10 protein-coding genes and 1 pseudogene are annotated in these 18,695 nt (G+C 40.2%); 7 read left to right on the plus strand and 4 right to left on the minus strand.

The window, feature by feature from the left end; genetic code table 11:
- Positions 1-71: 71 nt before the first annotated feature.
- Genes U3A58_RS06120 through U3A58_RS06130 form a run of 3 tightly spaced genes read left to right on the plus strand, consistent with a single transcriptional unit; the run spans position 72 to position 3,285 of the window.
- On the plus strand, positions 72-395 hold the full coding sequence (locus tag U3A58_RS06120) for a hypothetical protein (RefSeq protein ID WP_323822520.1): 324 nt from the start codon (positions 72-74) through the stop codon (positions 393-395).
- Complete coding sequence (locus U3A58_RS06125) at positions 392-2,224, plus strand: flavohemoglobin expression-modulating QEGLA motif protein (RefSeq protein ID WP_323822521.1); 1,833 nt, start codon at positions 392-394, stop codon at positions 2,222-2,224. Before U3A58_RS06120 ends, U3A58_RS06125 begins: the two co-directional genes overlap by 4 nt.
- A 17-nt stretch (positions 2,225-2,241) precedes the next feature.
- On the plus strand, positions 2,242-3,285 hold the full coding sequence (locus U3A58_RS06130; RefSeq protein ID WP_323822522.1) for an ATP-grasp domain-containing protein: 1,044 nt from the start codon (positions 2,242-2,244) through the stop codon (positions 3,283-3,285).
- A gap of 117 nt (positions 3,286-3,402) precedes the next feature.
- Here the strand turns inward: U3A58_RS06130 and U3A58_RS06135 are convergent, their stop codons facing one another.
- Positions 3,403-4,347 (minus strand): succinylglutamate desuccinylase/aspartoacylase family protein, encoded by a 945-nt coding sequence (locus U3A58_RS06135; protein ID WP_323822523.1) that lies wholly within the window; start codon positions 4,345-4,347, stop codon positions 3,403-3,405.
- A gap of 310 nt (positions 4,348-4,657) precedes the next feature.
- Between U3A58_RS06135 and U3A58_RS21780 the strand changes: the two are divergent.
- A pseudogene (locus tag U3A58_RS21780) lies at positions 4,658-6,459 on the plus strand (GMC oxidoreductase).
- 309 nt (positions 6,460-6,768) lie between these two features.
- Here the strand turns inward: U3A58_RS21780 and U3A58_RS06150 are convergent.
- From U3A58_RS06150 to mtaB, 3 genes are all read right to left on the minus strand, one after another.
- On the minus strand, positions 6,769-8,778 hold the full coding sequence (locus U3A58_RS06150) for an alpha amylase C-terminal domain-containing protein (protein WP_323822524.1): 2,010 nt from the start codon (positions 8,776-8,778) through the stop codon (positions 6,769-6,771).
- A gap of 167 nt (positions 8,779-8,945) precedes the next feature.
- Positions 8,946-9,299, minus strand: coding sequence for a DUF805 domain-containing protein (locus U3A58_RS06155; protein WP_323822525.1), 354 nt, complete (start codon positions 9,297-9,299; stop codon positions 8,946-8,948).
- A 62-nt stretch (positions 9,300-9,361) separates the two neighbouring features.
- On the minus strand, positions 9,362-10,681 hold the full coding sequence (gene mtaB, locus U3A58_RS06160) for a tRNA (N(6)-L-threonylcarbamoyladenosine(37)-C(2))-methylthiotransferase MtaB (RefSeq protein WP_323822526.1): 1,320 nt from the start codon (positions 10,679-10,681) through the stop codon (positions 9,362-9,364).
- A 232-nt stretch (positions 10,682-10,913) separates the two neighbouring features.
- Here mtaB and U3A58_RS06165 point away from each other — a divergent pair, with 232 nt between their 5' ends.
- From U3A58_RS06165 to U3A58_RS06175, 3 genes are all read left to right on the plus strand, one after another.
- The gene (locus U3A58_RS06165; protein ID WP_323822527.1) at positions 10,914-13,076 is read left to right on the plus strand and encodes a glutamine synthetase III family protein; all 2,163 of its coding nucleotides are present in this window, start codon (positions 10,914-10,916) and stop codon (positions 13,074-13,076) included.
- A 539-nt stretch (positions 13,077-13,615) separates the two neighbouring features.
- Complete coding sequence (locus tag U3A58_RS06170) at positions 13,616-16,933, plus strand: SusC/RagA family TonB-linked outer membrane protein (protein WP_323822528.1); 3,318 nt, start codon at positions 13,616-13,618, stop codon at positions 16,931-16,933.
- A 28-nt stretch (positions 16,934-16,961) separates the two neighbouring features.
- Positions 16,962-18,545, plus strand: coding sequence for a SusD/RagB family nutrient-binding outer membrane lipoprotein (locus U3A58_RS06175; protein WP_323822529.1), 1,584 nt, complete (start codon positions 16,962-16,964; stop codon positions 18,543-18,545).
- The last annotated feature ends 150 nt before the right edge of the window (positions 18,546-18,695 follow it).

Here is an 18,695-nt window from a genome sequence, read left to right on the forward strand (position 1 = left end):
AGAAAACAGGGTTATCCCCATTCTCGCGGTAATTTGATTTTTTATAAACTTTTTTCTGTCAAAGGGCATCCATGTTGCCTTCAACCAAGGCAAAAGCTAGGAACACTAATAAGCCAGAAAACACACAAGACTCAAACAAAAAAACTACTGAAGAACTCATCCGAGAAGCCAAAGTGACTAAGGAAGACATGCAAGCACTAGGTTTGAAATATGAGAATTTAAGTGATGACAGAGGTGACGATGAGCAACTTATCGAGAGAAAGAAAGCAGTTGATTTCACGGGAAATGAGCTGGATGTACCTGGAAGCGAATTGGACGATGAGCAAGAAAGAATAGGTTTGGAAGACGAAGAAAACAACTTCTATAGCAACACTGACGAAGAGGAGAAGTTATGATTGACAAAAAGACAAAGGAAGCACTCACGGAGGCCTTGATAACGGGAAATGTACTCAATCTTTCACTAGGGGGTAAAAACCGTATAAGGATAGAGAGAAGACTGCCTTTTCTTTTGATCTATAGGGACCAAAAACAAGATCATTTTAAGATCCCCAATCTTGTGAGGACTGAGTCATCTTATCTCATCACAGATTCGGGTACAGATTTCAACTCGGATATAGCAATTTTAGTAAAAGAGTTGACAAAAGAACTGTCTGAAGAATATGGATCTGTGATGGTTCTTGAGGTGTGGATAGGAAATCCCGACAGTAAATCGTTTGTACTAAAAACCGCGAAAGATAAAGCACCCAATACGGTCAAAGCATTTCAAGATGGGCTTGAGGCATATTGCAAACAAAAAGACCTGACTGTCCGAGTGGAGAAGAGTACTATACGACACCCTTCCCATTTGGAAGAATTTCTCACTTTGAAACAATGCCAGGAAGCAGGCATTTATTTGATGGGTCTGGAGATTCCTCCTTTCTTCCAAAATCAGAACAGAAAGGAGTTTTTCTATTTGGTTTTTAAAGACTTCAAGCTTGCTTTTTCTAATATCTTACGAAAGGCAGTATATGAATTTATACGGGTTCAAACCTCGTTCGACATTCCCAATTATCAGCGATTAGGCAGCACAGAGGTAGACAAAAAAGTCTGGGAAGTGGATAAACAACTCTCTGATATTGAGGCTAAGTACCAGTTTTTATTACTGATTTCGCCGATAAATACTATGCAAGCTAAGGAGGAATTTATAGCAAACCGGCATAGCAAAAATCCCAAGTTTCTCTATCGGAATCTTCCCATTGACCCAGATCGCCTGAAAGAGGAGTTGTTTCGGATTGACATCAGGGCCATAGAGGATCCTACACTCTCATTTCTTTATACTGAAAAGCGAGAAGAACTTGAAAAGCAGATCACAATGCTTAAAGAGAGGGGGACGAAGAATTTTATGTATAGCAGTATCCGTTTATACAGTTCTCCGGGGGTAGAGTTACATGAGACAGCGAAACTTATTTTGAAAACACTTCCTTCAGATAGTTATGAAGAGGTAGAATGGATAGATCCTTATGATATGGCTAAATATTGTATGGATGAAATAGAACATTATAGAAAAATATATCCCGAGCTCGACTCAAAAGTGGAGGTCAAGAATGACATTGTTGGGATGCTGGTTTCCAAAGGCCAGCTATACATAGGTTCTAGTTTTAAAGTTCCTATCCAGCGAATCAAAGCCTTGGTTCATCATGAAATTGGCACCCATGTTCTCACATTTTACAATGGAAAAATTCAGCCTTTTGGGCAAATGAGCAGCGGTTTTGCTGATTATGATGAGTTGCAGGAAGGCCTTGCTGTCCTGGCAGAATATCTTGTAGGCGGGCTCACCAATAATAGACTTCGAACGCTTGCTGCAAGAGTGATTGCAGGTAGATCGGTCACAGAAGGAATGACGTTCGAAGAGACCTATCATACGCTCACGCAAGAATACAGTGCTTTGCCAGAGCAAGCTTTTGAAATTACAGCAAGAGCGTATCAGGGCGGAGGCTGCACCAAAGACATAATTTACCTCAGAGGCTTGATCAAACTGATAAATTATTTGCGGGATGGCGGCGAATTAGAGCCACTTTATGTAGGTAAAATTGGCTTCAAACATATCCCTCTAATTCAGGAATTACGCATTCGTGATATTATAAAGCCAGCTCCGCTTGTTCCAAGCTATCTTAAAACAGACTATGCCCAAGAGCGATTGCAAAAATTAATGAATGGTCTCAGCTTACCAGAACTAGTCAATTAACCACTAACCACCAGAACATGAAAATTGGATTTGTAGTAAATCAAATAGAAACCGAGACTGGGGCCTATAGCACAACACTGTTATCTTCAGCAGCTGTTCACCGTGAGCATGAGGTTTTCATCATCAGTGTAGGACAGCTTTGTTATCTAGAAAATGGTAAAATGGGCGCTATAGCAGTCAGAGCTCCTAATAAAAAAAATCGTAGTTTGGAAAAATATATGGAAGCTATTCACAGTCCGCAAGCTGAGCGAATCCATATTTCATCAGATGATCTAGATGTGTTGTTTTTGAGAAACAATCCCTGTGAGGAATTTGGCGAAAGAGCTTGGGCCCAGACTGCGGGGATGGTTTTCGGTCAAATCGCTAGCGCAAATGGTGTGCTTGTAGTGAACGATCCCTATGCACTGATGTCATCTTTCAATAAAATGTATTTTCAGCATTTCCCGGAATCCGTCAGACCAAGAACGATCATCAGTCGTGATGCAGATGAGATAAAGGAATTTTATAAGAAAGAAAAGAAGAAGATTATCCTAAAGCCGCTTCAAGGGTCAGGAGGGAAAGACGTATTCTTGGTTGACAATGATAAAAATCTCAATCAAATCGTGGAAACGATCAATCGATATGGCTTTGTGATTGCGCAGCAATACTTACCAGCAGCCAAAAACGGTGATATCCGGGTGCTCATGATGAATGGAAAGATCCTCGAAATAAACGGAAAAGCTGCAGCTGTAAACCGGGTGAATAACAATGATATTAGGAGTAACCTACATACGGGAGGAGAAGCAATCCATGCGGAAATTACCGACGATGTTCGGAGATTGTGTGAGATTGTGGGTCCAAAATTGGTGCAGGATGGAATGTTTTTGGCTGGAATAGATATTGTTGGGGATAAGATCATGGAGCTGAATCTTGATAGTCCCGGCACTATAAATGCCATGCATAGGCTTGAAGGAGTGGATTTTGGCTCTGCGATAATTGCGGCGCTGGAGCGAAAAGTAATGTATCAAAAGCACTATGACGGAGCTCTTCCCAATGCTTTTTTAGCCACTTTGAATTTATAGTCAACACGATTGGAAATAAATAAACGGGAAAGCTAAAATTCGCTTACCCGTTTATTTTACTAATTTTTAACCTCGCTCGAGACGTGTGATTTTACACATTATATTTTCACTAAATGACTACGCCGGCTTTACTATAAAAAAGCCATCAGAGCCTTGGGATTGGTATAGGGGCAAAAAGATTCTTCCAGTAGAATCCGAAAAAATAGTCTCTCCATCCAGAGAGGCTAGTCGCTGTCCCTTATTTATTTTAGTGAAATTAGAGTAGCCGGGATGCATTTTGAAAACCTGGTCTTTACCAATTTCTTGTCGGAAAGTCACCTCGAAATTATCATTTGTTGGAGAGGCATTTTCTAGCATTTTATAATAGTCATCATAAGCTGTACCCGATTTTTCCAACATTCCTGTTTTCACTAAAATGAGCCAAATAGCTGCTTCATGATAATCGACTGACTTGGGGTCGTCATGTTGCCCAGCTTCCATAGTGAAGCCTGCATGACCTTTCAATGTCTGATAGTGATCGAAATGCCCAGGAATGTATTTCTCAATGCCCTTTACTACAGGCAAGGGCATCTGTTTCGCAAAAGCAAAACTCTCTTCACGGAGGTTGACGCTGATATACGGAGCAGTGCTGGATGAGGTTGTGTGTAAATCCATGAAATGAAATTCTGTATTGGAGGCTTCGTTTTCTAGCTTTTCGACGATAGCAAGCAACTCATTAAACTCTGAGCCTTCATGAAAATCCAGCTTCGTGTTGGCTTTTAATTGCTTCTCATTTTCAAGAGTACAAACTCTGTTTAAATCCTTATCGATCAGACGAACGCCTTTTTTCAACGCAACTATATTCCCCGCAACACCTACTATTTTCCCTTTCAGTTCAGGCTTTTCTTTGTAGAGTTTCTTGAACACCCGCTGTAAGGCAAGTACACCGCTTGGTTCGTTTCCATGTACTCCGCCACTCACTAGCAGATAGGGGCCAGGAGCTTGATTATTTGGATCGGAAGGGTATTCACCTATTACTCTGGTGAGGTTTTCTTTAGCTAAAACTTCACTCTTCGATTTCATGGTATACGCGGTTGGGATCACTATACATAGCCAAACTTTATACCATGAGAAAAGAATTGGAGCAAGATGGAAAAAGATCTTTTACGAGCGAATATAGGGTGATTATAAAAAATTAGATACTCAATTTATAAAGGAAAGAAAGAGATACTTAGTATTTCTTGAGATCAATTTTCCTCAAAATGAGAAGCGTTACTTACGAATTAAGAACTTAGAAGACAGCTAGAGTTTATCTTAAAACTCCCAAAGGATTTCTTCTGAACTTCATGGAGATTTCAGCAAAAGTCTACCTGAATTTCAATAGATTCAAACCATGAAATCGAATCAATTTGACGCTATTGTAGTAGGATCTGGTATCAGCGGAGGTTGGGCAGCCAAGGAACTTTGTGAGAAAGGCTTGAAAACCTTGGTGTTAGAAAGAGGCAGAGATGTTCAGCATTTGAAGGATTATCCTACCATGACGGCTGCACCTTGGGAAATGCCACATCGCAATCAAATTCCTCGGGCAGATAAACTTGAAAATCCTGTCGTTAATAGATGCTATGCTTACAAAGAGGATACTAAACATTTTTTTGTCAAAGACTCAGATCATCCCTATGTGCAGGAAAAGCCTTTTGACTGGGTGCGAGGATATCAGGTCGGGGGCAAATCATTGATTTGGGCAAGACAAACCCAGCGCTGGAGTAAATATGATTTTGAAGGACCAGGCCGTGACGGGTTTGCAGTAGATTGGCCGATTAGATATGAGGATGTTGCTCCATGGTATAGTTATGTGGAGCGTTTTGTAGGGATAAGTGGGAGCTATGAAGGTTTGGAGACGCTTCCAGATGGAGAGTTTTTGAAGGCCTGGGAGATGAACTGTGTGGAGAAGGAAATCCAACAAAGAATCAAGGCTGCCTACGATGATCGAGATGTGATAATCGGTCGATGTGCCCATCTCACAGAACCTATGGAGCAGCATCTGGCGCAGGGAAGAGGACAGTGTATGGCAAGAAACCAGTGCTATAGAGGTTGTCCATTTGGAGGATATTTCAGTTCGANGCCCATCTCACAGAACCTATGGAGCAGCATCTGGCGCAGGGAAGAGGACAGTGTATGGCAAGAAACCAGTGCTATAGAGGTTGTCCATTTGGAGGATATTTCAGTTCGAATTCCTCTACATTGCCTACTGCGGCTAAAACAGGAAATCTGACTGTAAGACCAGACGCGGTCGTGCATTCCTTGATTTATGATGAGAAGAATGGAAAGGTCATAGGTGTACAAATCGTAGATAGTGTGACCAAGGAGGCCAGTGAGTACTTTGCAAAGGTGATTTTTGTCAATGCTTCTGCCTTAAATTCTAATTTGATTTTACTGAACAGTACCTCAAATCGATTTCCAAATGGACTGGGTAATGATTCAGGGGTATTGGGAAAATATATAGCATTTCATAATTACCGTGGGGTAGTCAATGCAAATTATGAGGGATTTGACGATAAATACTACTTTGGTAGAAGACCCACCGCAGTGATGATGCCCAATTTCAGAAATGTAAAAAAACAGGAAATGGACTTTATGCGGGGGTACATGACTTTTTATTCTGCGGGAAGAGCGGGCTTTGGACATTCCCTGGATGCTCCTTTTGGAGAAGAATTCAAGGAAGAGAATTCTAAACCTGGACCTTGGTCTGTATACATGATGATGCAAGGCGAAACCATTCCTAAAGAAACCAACCAGATCTCATTAAGTCCAGACAGACAAGATGAGTGGGGGATTCCTTTACTTCAGATAGATGTGGGTTACGATGAAAATGATGAGAAAATCCTGAAGGATTTTCACGAACAAGCAGAAGAAATGCTGACGAAATCGGGTTGTGTGAATATTCGTAGAGGAGATTCCAAGCAAGCTCCGGGACTCGATATTCATGAGATGGGAGGAGTGAGAATGGGCAGAGATCCAAAGACTTCCTTGCTCAACGGATTCAATCAGATGCATTTGGCCCCCAACGTTTTTGTCACCGATGGCGCATGCATGACTTCCACGGGAACGCAAAACCCTTCTATTACTTACATGGCTTTGACAGCTAGAGCTGTAAATTATGCTGTAAGTGAAATGAAAAAGGGAAACCTGAAATAGGGGAGGGGCTAGCTATGGTTGTCTATATAAAATCAGTTTTTGAGATAAATTTATGCATTTGAGTCTTTACAAACTGGGATGAAAATCCCATTGGTTTGCCCGGTTCAATACTTCAGTCTTGGGCCAATTTCAAAGCAATGTTCAGACTGCAGCAGAAAAACCTTCATGAAGGTGGGCTTCTCAACTGATGATGAAAGTGCAACAAAATCCTGCTTTCGGAGAAGCAGGATATAATACAGTTATTCGAATTTCTGTAGCTTGACAGCCTGTGATTTTTTTGGATTAATCTGAGTATTTTGGATAAGAGATTTAAATTCTTTTCAAAACTGACACTGTTCGATTGGGGACATACAATTTGACAGAATGATGCTCATCGGTAGAGTAGATCACATGTTGATCTAAACGCTCGAAGCCACCAAATTCTTTTTCATCAGAGTTGAGCAGGATTTTGTATTCTCCGGTAGCTTTGACATGTATAGGAAGTCCAAAAAATGACTCGGTAGGATGGAAGGAGAATACGAAAATCAATTCACCTCTTTCATAAGCCAAAATCTTTTTATCAGGATCCAGATGGAGTTGTACCGCGGGAGCAGAGGCTAAGAGTTGGTAATCATTTGCAAGTTTAATGATGGCTTTGTCCCAGGCGTCCAGCTGCCCATAGCGAAGTAGAGAATCATCTACCAGTGACCATTGTCTCCTGGCGTACTGATAGCTCCAGTCATTGCCCTCTCTCGGAAAATCCACCCAATCCGGGTGGCCAAATTCATTTCCGATAAAATTCAGATAGCCCTCACCACCTAATGTGAGAGTGATCAATCGGATCAGTTTATGGAGAGCAATTCCGCGATCTACAATCAGGTTTTGCTGAAGTAGGGACATAGAAAAATACATCTCCTTGTCCATCAGCCTAAAAGCTAGCGTTTGATCACCGACTAAGGCTTGATCATGACTTTCGGCGTAGCCGATTGATCTTTCTACCTGAGGTCTGTTAGTAAGCTGGTGCCAAAGCTCAAACATATCCCATTCCTCATCTTGCTTATGCTTGAGGGTTTTAATCCAAAAGTCAGGAACGCCCATTGCCATTCTAAAATCGAATCCAATTCCTCCATCGGCAATCGGTCTGGCGAGGCCAGGCATTCCACTCATATCTTCGGCAATAGATAAACTCTCTGGTTTGAAGCTGTGAATCAGAGTATTCGCTAGTTGTAGATACACGATCGCATCTTCATCCACGTTTGCATCAAAATACAAATCCACTGAGTCAAAATCCATGAATAATCCATGATGAGAATACATGATAGAAGTCACGCCATCGAAGCGGAATCCATCAAAATGGAATTCCTCTAGCCAATAGCGGATATTTGAAAGTAAAAACTGTTGCACTTCCCGCTTGGCATAGTCAAATACCTTAGAATCCCAGGCTTCATGATAGCCCTTATCTCCAGCATGGAAATATTGATTTTGGCTACCGTCAAACTCATTCAGTCCTTCATTCACATTCTTGATCGCATGGGAATGTACGATGTCCATTACCACAGCTATTCCCATTTCATGTGCTTTGTTCACCAAGGACTTCAGCTCTTCAGGAGTGCCAAATCTGGATGTGGGAGCAAAGAAATTGGAAACATGGTAACCAAAAGATCCATAGTATGGATGCTCCATGATTGCCATGAGTTGGATGGTATTATATCCCGCAGCTTTGATTCTGGGGAGTGTTAATTCTTCGAATTCTTGGTATGTCCCAACTCCAAGATTCTCTTGAGCCATTCCGATGTGGCATTCGTAAATTAGCGGTTGACTGAGGCTATTCTTCGTGGTAAAAGTATCATCGGTCCAATTGAAATCTTCCGCAAACCAAAGCTGACCAGCCACATCATATGTTTGTTCATCTTGGATGACTCTCCTGATATAGGCGGGTATTCTATCTAGCGCGCCATTTTCGGCTACGACATGGACTTTTACTTTACTGCCATGGAGGAACCTGTCTTTGTATTGCCCATAAGGCAGGAAAATCTCCCAGTCACCACGTGAGCTTTTTTTCATGGGATGAGAGCTTCGATTCCAATCATTGAAATCACCGAAAAAATAAAGTTGAAAGGCCGCAGGAGCCCATTCCCGATAAACCCAGCCCTTTCTCAAGGATTCAAAATGTACCCCATAGAAATTATGGACAGAGGCATATTCGATAATATTTCCACTGAAATCATTGACTTCTTGAATGACTTCTTGAAAACGGTCAAATCTTCGCTGGATTTGGGGTTCGTATTGAGCAAGCCAAGGTTCTTCTAAAACTAAAGCGATTTTATGTGAATCTTCCACCAGTAATTTTTTTTTAGCTGATTTGAATTTAGAAAAATGTAGGTGAAAATTCGCATCACTTTTTAGTTTACTGTTCTATTTTTTGAGACAAAAAGGAAAAGCAGTACAGAAGTATCGCTTTCTATTCCGCTAATTTTTTTTACTCAATTGATATATCCTAAAAGGATTTATACAATATCCGTCTTTCGCGGATCTGGTCCGTACTCATTTTCCCCATTTTGTCCTTTTTTAGCAGCCAGCCAGATAAAACCAATAAAATTGACTGGGGGTGGGATCAATAAGTACAAAGCATATTTCCAATCAAGCCCTATATCGTGGAGTCTTTTGATAGCTTGGATTAGCAAAACGCAGATAGATGCAATCAGTGCTACTCCGGCACCATAGAAAATTGCCCATGATTGCGTTTGGAAACTGTCCCATAGTATCAAAAGGCAGAGGATATTGATGAAATAAAAAATGATAAACATGACCAGATACATTCTTCTGGTGATCCTTCCTACGGGTTTGAATATAGTGTTCATACTTAAACAACGGCCTCAGGATTAAGTTGTTTAAGCGCTGTAAGATTTGATAAAATTTGGTTTTAGTGTTTTTCGTACACCATTTCGGGTTCCAGTACCTCTACATTCCCTTTGTGATTGATCAGATCAAGGGTTACAAGTTTTAATTCATTGATCAGCATAGGGTCATATTTGGCAGCGACACGAATGTAGTTTTCAGTGAAGCCATGGATCTTACCGTCCTCTATGTCTTCTTCAAAAAGTACGGTGAATGTATTGCCAAGATTCTCTGAATAGAATTTTCGCCTTTTTTTCTCTGATAGAATTCGAAGCATTTTGGAACGCTCGTTTCTCTTTTTCATCGGGACGACCTCATCCATCTCTGCTGCTCTGGTATTGGCTCGCTCCGAATAGGTAAATACATGTAGGTATGAAATGTTTAGCTCATTCAAGAAATTATAAGTTTCGAGGAAAAGTTCATCCGTCTCGCCCGGAAAACCGACGATGACATCTACTCCAATGCAGGCATGAGGCATAAGCGTTTTGATCTTGGTCACGCGATCTACATACAGCTCACGGAGGTATCTTCTGCCCATTTTTCTCAAAATAGTATTGGAACCGGATTGAAGTGGGACGTGGAAATGTGGGACAAATCGCTTGGATTGTGCCGCAAAGCTGATGATCTCGTTAGTGAGCAAGTTTGGCTCAATAGAAGATATTCTTAATCGATTGATACCTTCTACATCATCTAATGCATAGACGAGGTCAGCGAATCGCTCATTACGTTTACCGTCTACTATTCCAAAATCACCAATATTAACACCGGTCAATACGATTTCTTTAACATCAGTGGCAGCGATTTCACGAGCGGACTGAAGTACACTTTCTATTGTATTGCTTCGGCTTTTACCGCGAGCTAGGGGGATAGTGCAGAATGCACAGCCGTAATTACAGCCGTCCTGAACTTTCAGAAATGTCCTTGTACGGTCATTGATCGAGTATGCATTATTGAAAACAGTCGCTTCCTGAATCTCTGAAGCCAAAACTTTTGTTTCATGAGCTTTTGCAAAATCATCCAAAAGTTCGATCAAGCGGAATTTCTCAGCAGCACCAAGGACAGCATCTACACCTTCGATTTCAGAAATTTCTTTGGGTTTTAATTGAGCGTAGCAGCCGATTATTGTGACGTAAGAATCAGGGGAAATCTTTTTCGCTTCTTTTACGATCTTCTTACACTTCTTGTCGGCATTCTCCGTGACCGAGCAGGTGTTAATGATGAAAATGTCAGGATTTTCTTGAAAATCGACTTTCAGATAACCTTTTTCTTCAAATTGGCGACTGATAGTGGAGGTTTCGGAGAAATTTAGCTTACATCCTAATGTATAAAAGGCTACTTTTTTCACAATTTCACTTTTGATAATGAGATTGCAAAGGTAATTAATCTTCGCTTGTTTTCAATTCTCCAAATTTCCTTCCGAATTCAATGTATTTTTCCGAAAATGGTGCCTTTTTGAGATGATTTATTGAAAAAAGTGTAATTTTTTTGAAAAAACAGGTCAAAAAGGAGTCAAAAGCTTTTTCGAATACATATTTTTCTATTTTTGTGTGTATAATTTTAAACCACATATTGTAGAAATGGCAACACTCAGACAACAAGCCTTAGCACTAGTGCAGACAAGACAGCGGGTAGCTGTAAAAGCACCATCCAACAAAATCTCAGACTTTTTTGGCACCAACACTTTCGGCACAGCTCAAATGAAAGTGTCATTAGCCCCTTCATCTTTCAAAAGGGTGATGGAAGCTATTGATAAAGGAACCAAGATTGATAGTTCAACTGCCGAAGAAGTAGCTTCTGCTGTAAAAACTTGGGCATTGTCCAAGGGAGTCACACATTATACGCACTGGTTTCAGCCTCTTACAGGTTCTACGGCAGAGAAGCATGATTCATTTTTCGATGCCCTAAGTGGTTTGGAGAAATTCAAAGGCAGTGCGCTAGTGCAACAAGAACCAGATGCATCTTCTTTCCCAAATGGCGGCATCCGTTCTACTTTCGAAGCTAGAGGATATACTGCTTGGGATCCCACTTCACCGATTTTCATATTCGAAAATACGCTATGTATCCCTACGATATTTGTAGCCTATACAGGTGAGGCACTGGATTACAAAACACCCCTGTTGAAATCAATAGAAGCTATCAACGATGCCGCAGTAGCTATCTGTCAATTATTTGACAGAAATGTGAGAAAAGTACAGCCTTCTCTAGGTGTAGAGCAGGAATATTTTGTGATCGATAAAGCTCTTTTCGCAGCAAGACCAGATTTGGTGATGGGGGGAAGAACTGTTTTCGGACACAGCCCAGCTAGAGGCCAGCAATTAGACGATCACTATTTCGGATCTATTCCTACTAGAGTAAAGGACTTCATGGTTGACTTCGAGAATGAAGCTCTGCAATTGGGCATTCCGGTGATGACTAGACACAACGAGGTAGCTCCGGGTCAATTTGAGGTAGCTCCCTTGTTTGAAGAAATCAACAAAGCAACTGATCATAACCAATTGCTAATGGACGTGATGGAGAAAGTAGCTGAGAGACATGACTTTAAAGTACTTCTTCATGAGAAACCATTCGCAGGTGTAAACGGCAGTGGAAAACACAATAACTGGTCATTGATTACGGATACAGGAGTTAACCTTTTTCAGCCTAGTAATTCTGCAAGAGAGAATCTTCAATTCTTAACGTTCTTGGTAGCAACTGTAAAGGCGGTCTACGATTACTCAGACCTTTTGAGAGCAAGTATCGCTTCTGCGGGCAATGATCACCGTCTTGGTGCCAATGAAGCTCCTCCTGCAATCATCTCTGTATTCTTAGGTGCTACGCTTACTGAAGTGTTGAATGAGCTTGAGAAAAACGGTAATATCAAGATTGAAAAGGGTGATAATATGTACATGAAATTGGGCATCTCTAAGATTCCTGAAATCATCCTGGATAATACAGATAGAAATAGAACCTCTCCGTTTGCCTTCACAGGTAATAAATTTGAGTTCCGCGCTGTAGGTTCGCAAGCCAATGTGGCTGGGCCTATGACTGTTCTCAATGTAATCGTGGCAGATGTATTAGCTGATATGGCCAAAGACATCGAGAAAGAAATGAGTGCTGGTAAGGAGAAGAAAATTGCGATCGTCAACGTATTGAGGAAATATATCAAGGATAGCAAGAAAGTTAGATTTGAAGGTGATGGCTACTCTGATGAATGGGCAGCTGAAGCACAGAAAAGAGGCTTGTCTAACTTGAAGTCAACTCCGGCGGCTTTGGACGTGTATGCTGCTAAAGCTACCAAGGAGCTGTTTGAAAGACACAATGTAATGAACAGTGTCGAAGTGCATGCGCGTCATGAAATCATGCTAGAGAATTTCATGAAGAAGATACAGATTGAAGGCCGTGTGATGGGAGATTTGGCATTGAATCATATTATTCCAACTGCAATTCTTTACCAAAACAAGATTATTCAAAATGCTAATGGCTTGAAAGGTCTTGGTTTGGATCATACTGCGGCAGTAGAGACCATTAAAGAAGTCTCTAGACATATCGAATCTGTGAAAGCTAACATCACCGCAATGGTAGAAGCCCGTAAGAAGCTGAATAAGGAAGAAGATATCGTAAAAATGGCTAAAGGATATCAGATAGAAGTCAAGGAAGCATACTTTGATAAGATCCGATATGCTGTAGATAAATTGGAGCTGTTGGTTGACGATGAGTCCTGGCCATTAGTGAAGTACAGAGAAATGCTTTTTCTTAGATAAGTTTTTCTATATCAGATAGTTCGAGCCGTCCTGTAAGGGACGGCTTTTTTTTTGCCCTGGCTAGTATTGTCAATACAAGCACTCAATATGCCTATGATTGAGTATTTCTCAGCTCGAAAAACATAAGTTTAAGTGTACTAATTTTATAGTAAAAAAAACTGATTTTTATTCACATGTTCTGATAAATTTCATTGAGTAATTCGATACTTACCAAAAATCACTTGAATAACTGCTTTTAATAGATAAAAATGAGTTACTCGTTTGATTACTTAACAGAAAAAATATGTTAATATCACAGGTTTTACAAAAAAAATACAATTAGATGTTTTGTTAGCAATATGTTTTTTCTAGCTTTATGAGACGCTAAACTTCTAGAGCAGTGATAGAAAGAAAATTGCTGGAGTGGTGGCGTCATTAACTTTATCATAAACTCCAATTCAAACTAGTATGGAACAATCACTACCAGCATTTCATCACGATAATCGGACGATGGAGCATGGCATTAAGTATTTATTATTGTTAACCTCAAATTACCAGCTATGAGAAAAATTTTATCAATTGCTTTCGCTCTGGTCATGATGTTGGGCTATTCAGCCTCGGCACAGACTCAAAAGCGAGTTTTGAAGGGAGTTGTGACCTCTAAGGAGGACGGACTTCCGATGCCTGGAGTCACTGTCTTGGACAAGACGAACCAGACAGGTACCACTACTGATTTAGATGGTAATTATTCTATTTCGGTAGAATCCTCTTCTGTTTTGGTATTTTCATTTATTGGATATGCAGCTCAAGAGTACTTAGTGGGCAACCGATCTGAAATTAACATCAGTCTAAGCGAAGATACCAGCGAACTTTCTGAGTTTGTCGTAACAGCCTTTGGTATGGACAAAGCGCAAAAGTCTTTGGGATATGCTACTAGTACAATTAATGCAGACGAACTGGTAAAAGTAGGTACATCGAACGTAGCTTCTGCTTTGTATGGTAAGGCTGCTGGTGTCAAAATCAATGCAGGTGCAGGTGGAGCAACATCCGCTGTCAATATTCAAATACGTGGTGTTAACTCTATCACAGGTAAAAGCCAGCCATTGATTGTATTAGATGGTGTGCCAATCCGAAATGAGGAGGTAACAAATAATAACTATTGGGGTGACCAGCGACTGAGAGGTAATGGACTATTGGATATCAACCCTGCTGATATTGATAATATCTCCATCTTGAAAGGTGCTTCTGCTGCCGCTTTGTACGGGTCCGAAGCTGTGAATGGTGTTGTATTGATTACTACTAAGAAAGGTAAAGCAGGCAAAAATGGCATGCAAGTAGATTTTAATACGAATTACTCCGTAGATGAGATTGCGTATCTGCCAAGATACCAAAACGTAAGGGGGCCAGGAATGCCGTCACAAGTGCAGAATTTGGGACAAGCTGAAGATGGATTTAACTATACAGAAGATGGAATCCGAACAGTACCTAATACCACAACTAACTATGGGCCTGTCTTCGATGGAAAGCCAATGTTGGCATGGGATGGAGTCTCTAGACCTTATGTAGCACAGGAAGATAATTATGCAGCCTTGTTTAATAATCCTGTCAGTTCTCAAGTGAACGTTTCGATCTCTAATGCAACTGATAAATCAAACTTCCGTCTTTCTTTGACGCGTCAGGACAATGAGTCTTTAAGTTTGAATTCTAAGAACAGTAAGAATATTGTCAACCTTAATTCTGGCTTTCAGGTAAGCAAAAGACTTAAGACTGACTTGATGATTAATTACATAAATCAGAACACTAAAAACCGTCCATATTCAATTGATCGCATGATCAATAATTTCGGCGGTATGATGACCCGTTTTGACAATGGAGCTTGGTACTTAGATAAGTATCAGACAAGTAGAGGATATAGATTTGTGACAGGTAACGGACAGAGTTTGACTCCTGATGAGAATATTACAGGAAATGGTTTCAGAGGAGATATTGCAGATTATGTATGGAGAGTAAATAATAATCGCTCATCAGAGCTCAGTAATCGTGTGATTGGTAGTTTGACAAATACATTCCAAATTACTGAAGAGTTGAATTTAAGAGCGCGTATATCCACTGACTTCACAAGTAGATCTTCTGAAAATGAGAACGCAACTGAAAGACCACTGGCATTTGGCCCATCTGGATCTTTTGGCATGCAATCAGAATTGTTCAATATCCTATACGGTGATTTGATGCTTAATTACAAAAAAGTAATCACAGAGGAGATTACTGTAGGTGCAATGATTGGTTATACAGCAAGAACTGAAAGTTTCAGCAGCATAGGTAGAAGTACTAGTGGTGGTTTGAGTACCGAAAACCTTTTTGATGTCGTTGCTTCGACAAACCTTCCTAATAATAACTCCGACCGTTCATATAGAACTATTGATGCAATTATTGGTACTGCAAACTTTGACTACAAAAATATTTGGTTTGTAGAAGGTACAATTCGAAGGGATAGAATCTCTACTATGAATCCTGATAATAATGCGTTTACCTATCCTTCTGTCAATACAGCTCTTGCTATTTCAGATGCATTTGAATTACCTGAATTTATTACTTTCTCAAAGTTGAGAGGTTCTTGGGGTATTGTTGGTAATTATCCTGATATCTATAGAGCGAATATTGCCTATACTCAGAATACTTTGGGTGTGCAGCAACCTGGTGGAGCAAATGTGCTTTATACTGAATTGCCTTCATCTTTTGGGAATGATCTGATCAAACCAGAACAAAAACATGAGTTTGAATTTGGCCTAGATACAAGGTTCTTTAATAACCGTTTTGGTATAGATATTTCTTATTATAATGCGCAGATCCGTGATCAGATCTTACCATTGACCTTGCCTTCTTCTTCAGGAGCTACATCTGTATTAACTAACATCGGCACACTAAGAAACACGGGTGTTGAAATTCAATTGACTGGAGATATCATTTCAACACCAAACTTCCAGTGGAATGCCATTATTAACTTAGCTAGAAATGTAAACAAAGTCGAAAAGCTCGCAAACAATGCTACAGAACTATTACATGCTGATTATGATGGAAACGCTGCACAGCTTAGATCTGTAGTCGGAAGACCAATGGGTGACTTCTATGCTCGCCCTATTGCACTTGATGACAGCGGTGATAAAATCGTTCAGCCAAATGGTCTTTACAAGATCGATGATCAGAACTGGGTGCAAGTAGGCAATGCTATGCCAGATGCCGTAGGCGGTATTATCAATAATGTTTCATTCAAGAACTTCAGTTTATCTGCTGTGATGGACTTCCAGATCGGTGGTAGTGTAATGCCAACAGGTATCAACTGGATGATCAGCCGTGGGCTAACGGAGGAAAGTTTGAACTATATGGATGAAGCTAGTGGTGGATTGGCTTACTATAAAAATGCTGATGGCCAAGGTGTAGGTGTAGCACATTCTACAGCTCAGGGTCCTAATGGTGAGACAGTTTATCACGATGGTATGGTGATGGATGGTGTAGTAGCTGATGGCTCTACCAATAATAACGTAATCTCTCAAGCCTACTACTATTGGAATACCTACAATTGGGGTGGACCTCAGTATAGCCAATCGAGATATGAATTGTATATCCAGGATAATGATTACATCAAAATGAGAGAATTGTCTTTGGCTTATACAATACCAAATCACATCACTTCTAAAATCGGTGCATCCAATGTGAATATCTCTGTATATGGCAGAAACTTGTTTTTCCTTTATAGAAATATCAAGGACCTAGATCCAGAAGTATTGACTGGTGGATCAAGATGGACTCAGACGCTGACTAGTGCGGGTACAAACCCAGCTACCAGAACATATGGTGTGATGTTAAGAGCTAGATTCTAATTGTTGGTTAAGTTAAAAACATATAAACATGAATTTTAAGAAAATATTTATATACACCCTATTGATCAGTGGCTTAGCCAGCTGTACAATAGATGACTTTGCAGATGATTATTCTGATCCATCCAAGCTCGCTAGTACTACAGTAGGAAAGCAGTTTACTGGTATGATTATGTCTAACCGCCAATCTGTATTACCGTCCTATTGGGATTACTTTGTAATCAAAAGAATCACGTCTAACAGATTTACTCAATCAGTAGGATGGGTAAACGTTGAAAACCAATATGTTCCAGGTTCTGCGGCAGTAAATGACAGATGGAATAATTACTACAACTTCATGGCTCAATACAGAGAGCTTCAGAAAGTGTATAATGGTTTGACTGATGTGCAGAAGCAAGATAATCGTGTGTTTATGATTGCTGCTGCCACCTATTTCTACGATCATACGCAGCAAGTAGTGGATTTACATGGTGATATTCCGTGGACTGAAGCTGGTATGCTTAGTACAAATGGTGGTGATTATGCTAAATCCTACGCGGGGTATGATAAAGCAAGTGATATCTACACTAAGATGTTGGATGATTTGGCTGGCTTTGCTACTGAAATAGGTTCATTGCAAATCAATCCTGCTTCTGCTGTTGAATTTAAAACGCAGGATTTGATCAACAATGGAGATATTGATATGTGGAAGAAATATATCAATTCCTTGAGATTGAAAATGCTCACAAGAGTAAGTGGTACGAGTGAATTCAGCGCTAGAGCTAAATCAGAAATTGCCTCTATTTTGTCTAACCCATCACAATTTCCTATTGTAGAAGATAATGCAAGTAATGTCATGTGGGATATTTACTCTGTAGGGACTGTGATCGGTGGAAATGATTTCCGTAGCGGTTTAGAAGACTGGAACGGTAACATTGCAGGCAAAGCAATTTTGGGCCACATGGTGGATAATGAAGATCCTAGATTGACTTATGTGTTCCAACCTGGTACTGAATCAGATGGAGAATATATAGGTCTTGACCCGTTGATGAATCCTACTGATCAAGATGCTTTGGTGTTGACTCAAACGTTGAGTGTTTACAATTTCTCTACCATCAGCAGAAATCAATATTTTCCAGGTATTCTTGTTACTGCACCGGAGGTTCATTTGATGGCGGCAGAATTTTTCTTAAAAGAAGGACAGGATGCTATGGCAAAAATGCACTTTGAAGAAGCTATAAAGCAATCAATAAGTTTTTACCAGTACTTGAGAAGTATCAGTAATAATGCTGAATCAGATGCGCCAGTTGTGCCAACAGAACAGTCAATAAGCAGCTATTTGTCAATGGATGAAATTTCTTGGAATGCAGCCTCTGGTATGGACGAAAAACTATCTTTAATCGCTGATCAGAAATGGCTTCACTTCAATGTCATTCAGTCAAATGAAAACTGGCATGAATTGAGAAGACTTGCAAAAGTAGATTTGAACTTCTGGACAGATAATTCCAACCAGCAAAATCTTCCTCCATCACGTTGGATGTATCCAGGGTCTGAGCAGACTTATAATTTGGAAAATTATGTAAAAGTTCAGCCACAGGATAAGTTGTCAAATACTCTTTTCTGGGATGTAAATTAATAATAGATTGGGTTACAATGATTATTAAAGGTGGCTGTCTCATATTGATTTTCATTATTGGAGACAGCCTTTTTTATTCAATAGAGGCCGATTTCCTGAAATCGGTCTCTATTTTTTTGACTACTGTTTAACTCTTTAGCAATAGGCGTT

Origin of the sequence: Algoriphagus persicinus (genome assembly GCF_035156415.1) — a bacterium.
GTDB lineage: Bacteria > Bacteroidota > Bacteroidia > Cytophagales > Cyclobacteriaceae > Algoriphagus > Algoriphagus persicinus.

What these genes read in the sequence shown, in the direction of transcription:
- U3A58_RS06165 (WP_323822527.1), top strand. Translation starts at nt 10,914, where the DNA reads ATGGCAACACTCAGACAACAAGCCTTAGCACTAGTGCAGACAAGACAG.
- U3A58_RS06170 (WP_323822528.1), top strand. Translation starts at nt 13,616, where the DNA reads ATGAGAAAAATTTTATCAATTGCTTTCGCTCTGGTCATGATGTTGGGC.
- U3A58_RS06155 (WP_323822525.1), bottom strand. Translation starts at nt 9,299, where the DNA reads ATGAACACTATATTCAAACCCGTAGGAAGGATCACCAGAAGAATGTAT.
- U3A58_RS06130 (WP_323822522.1), top strand. Translation starts at nt 2,242, where the DNA reads ATGAAAATTGGATTTGTAGTAAATCAAATAGAAACCGAGACTGGGGCC.
- U3A58_RS06125 (WP_323822521.1), top strand. Translation starts at nt 392, where the DNA reads ATGATTGACAAAAAGACAAAGGAAGCACTCACGGAGGCCTTGATAACG.
- U3A58_RS06135 (WP_323822523.1), bottom strand. Translation starts at nt 4,347, where the DNA reads ATGAAATCGAAGAGTGAAGTTTTAGCTAAAGAAAACCTCACCAGAGTA.
- U3A58_RS06120 (WP_323822520.1), top strand. Translation starts at nt 72, where the DNA reads ATGTTGCCTTCAACCAAGGCAAAAGCTAGGAACACTAATAAGCCAGAA.
- U3A58_RS06175 (WP_323822529.1), top strand. Translation starts at nt 16,962, where the DNA reads ATGAATTTTAAGAAAATATTTATATACACCCTATTGATCAGTGGCTTA.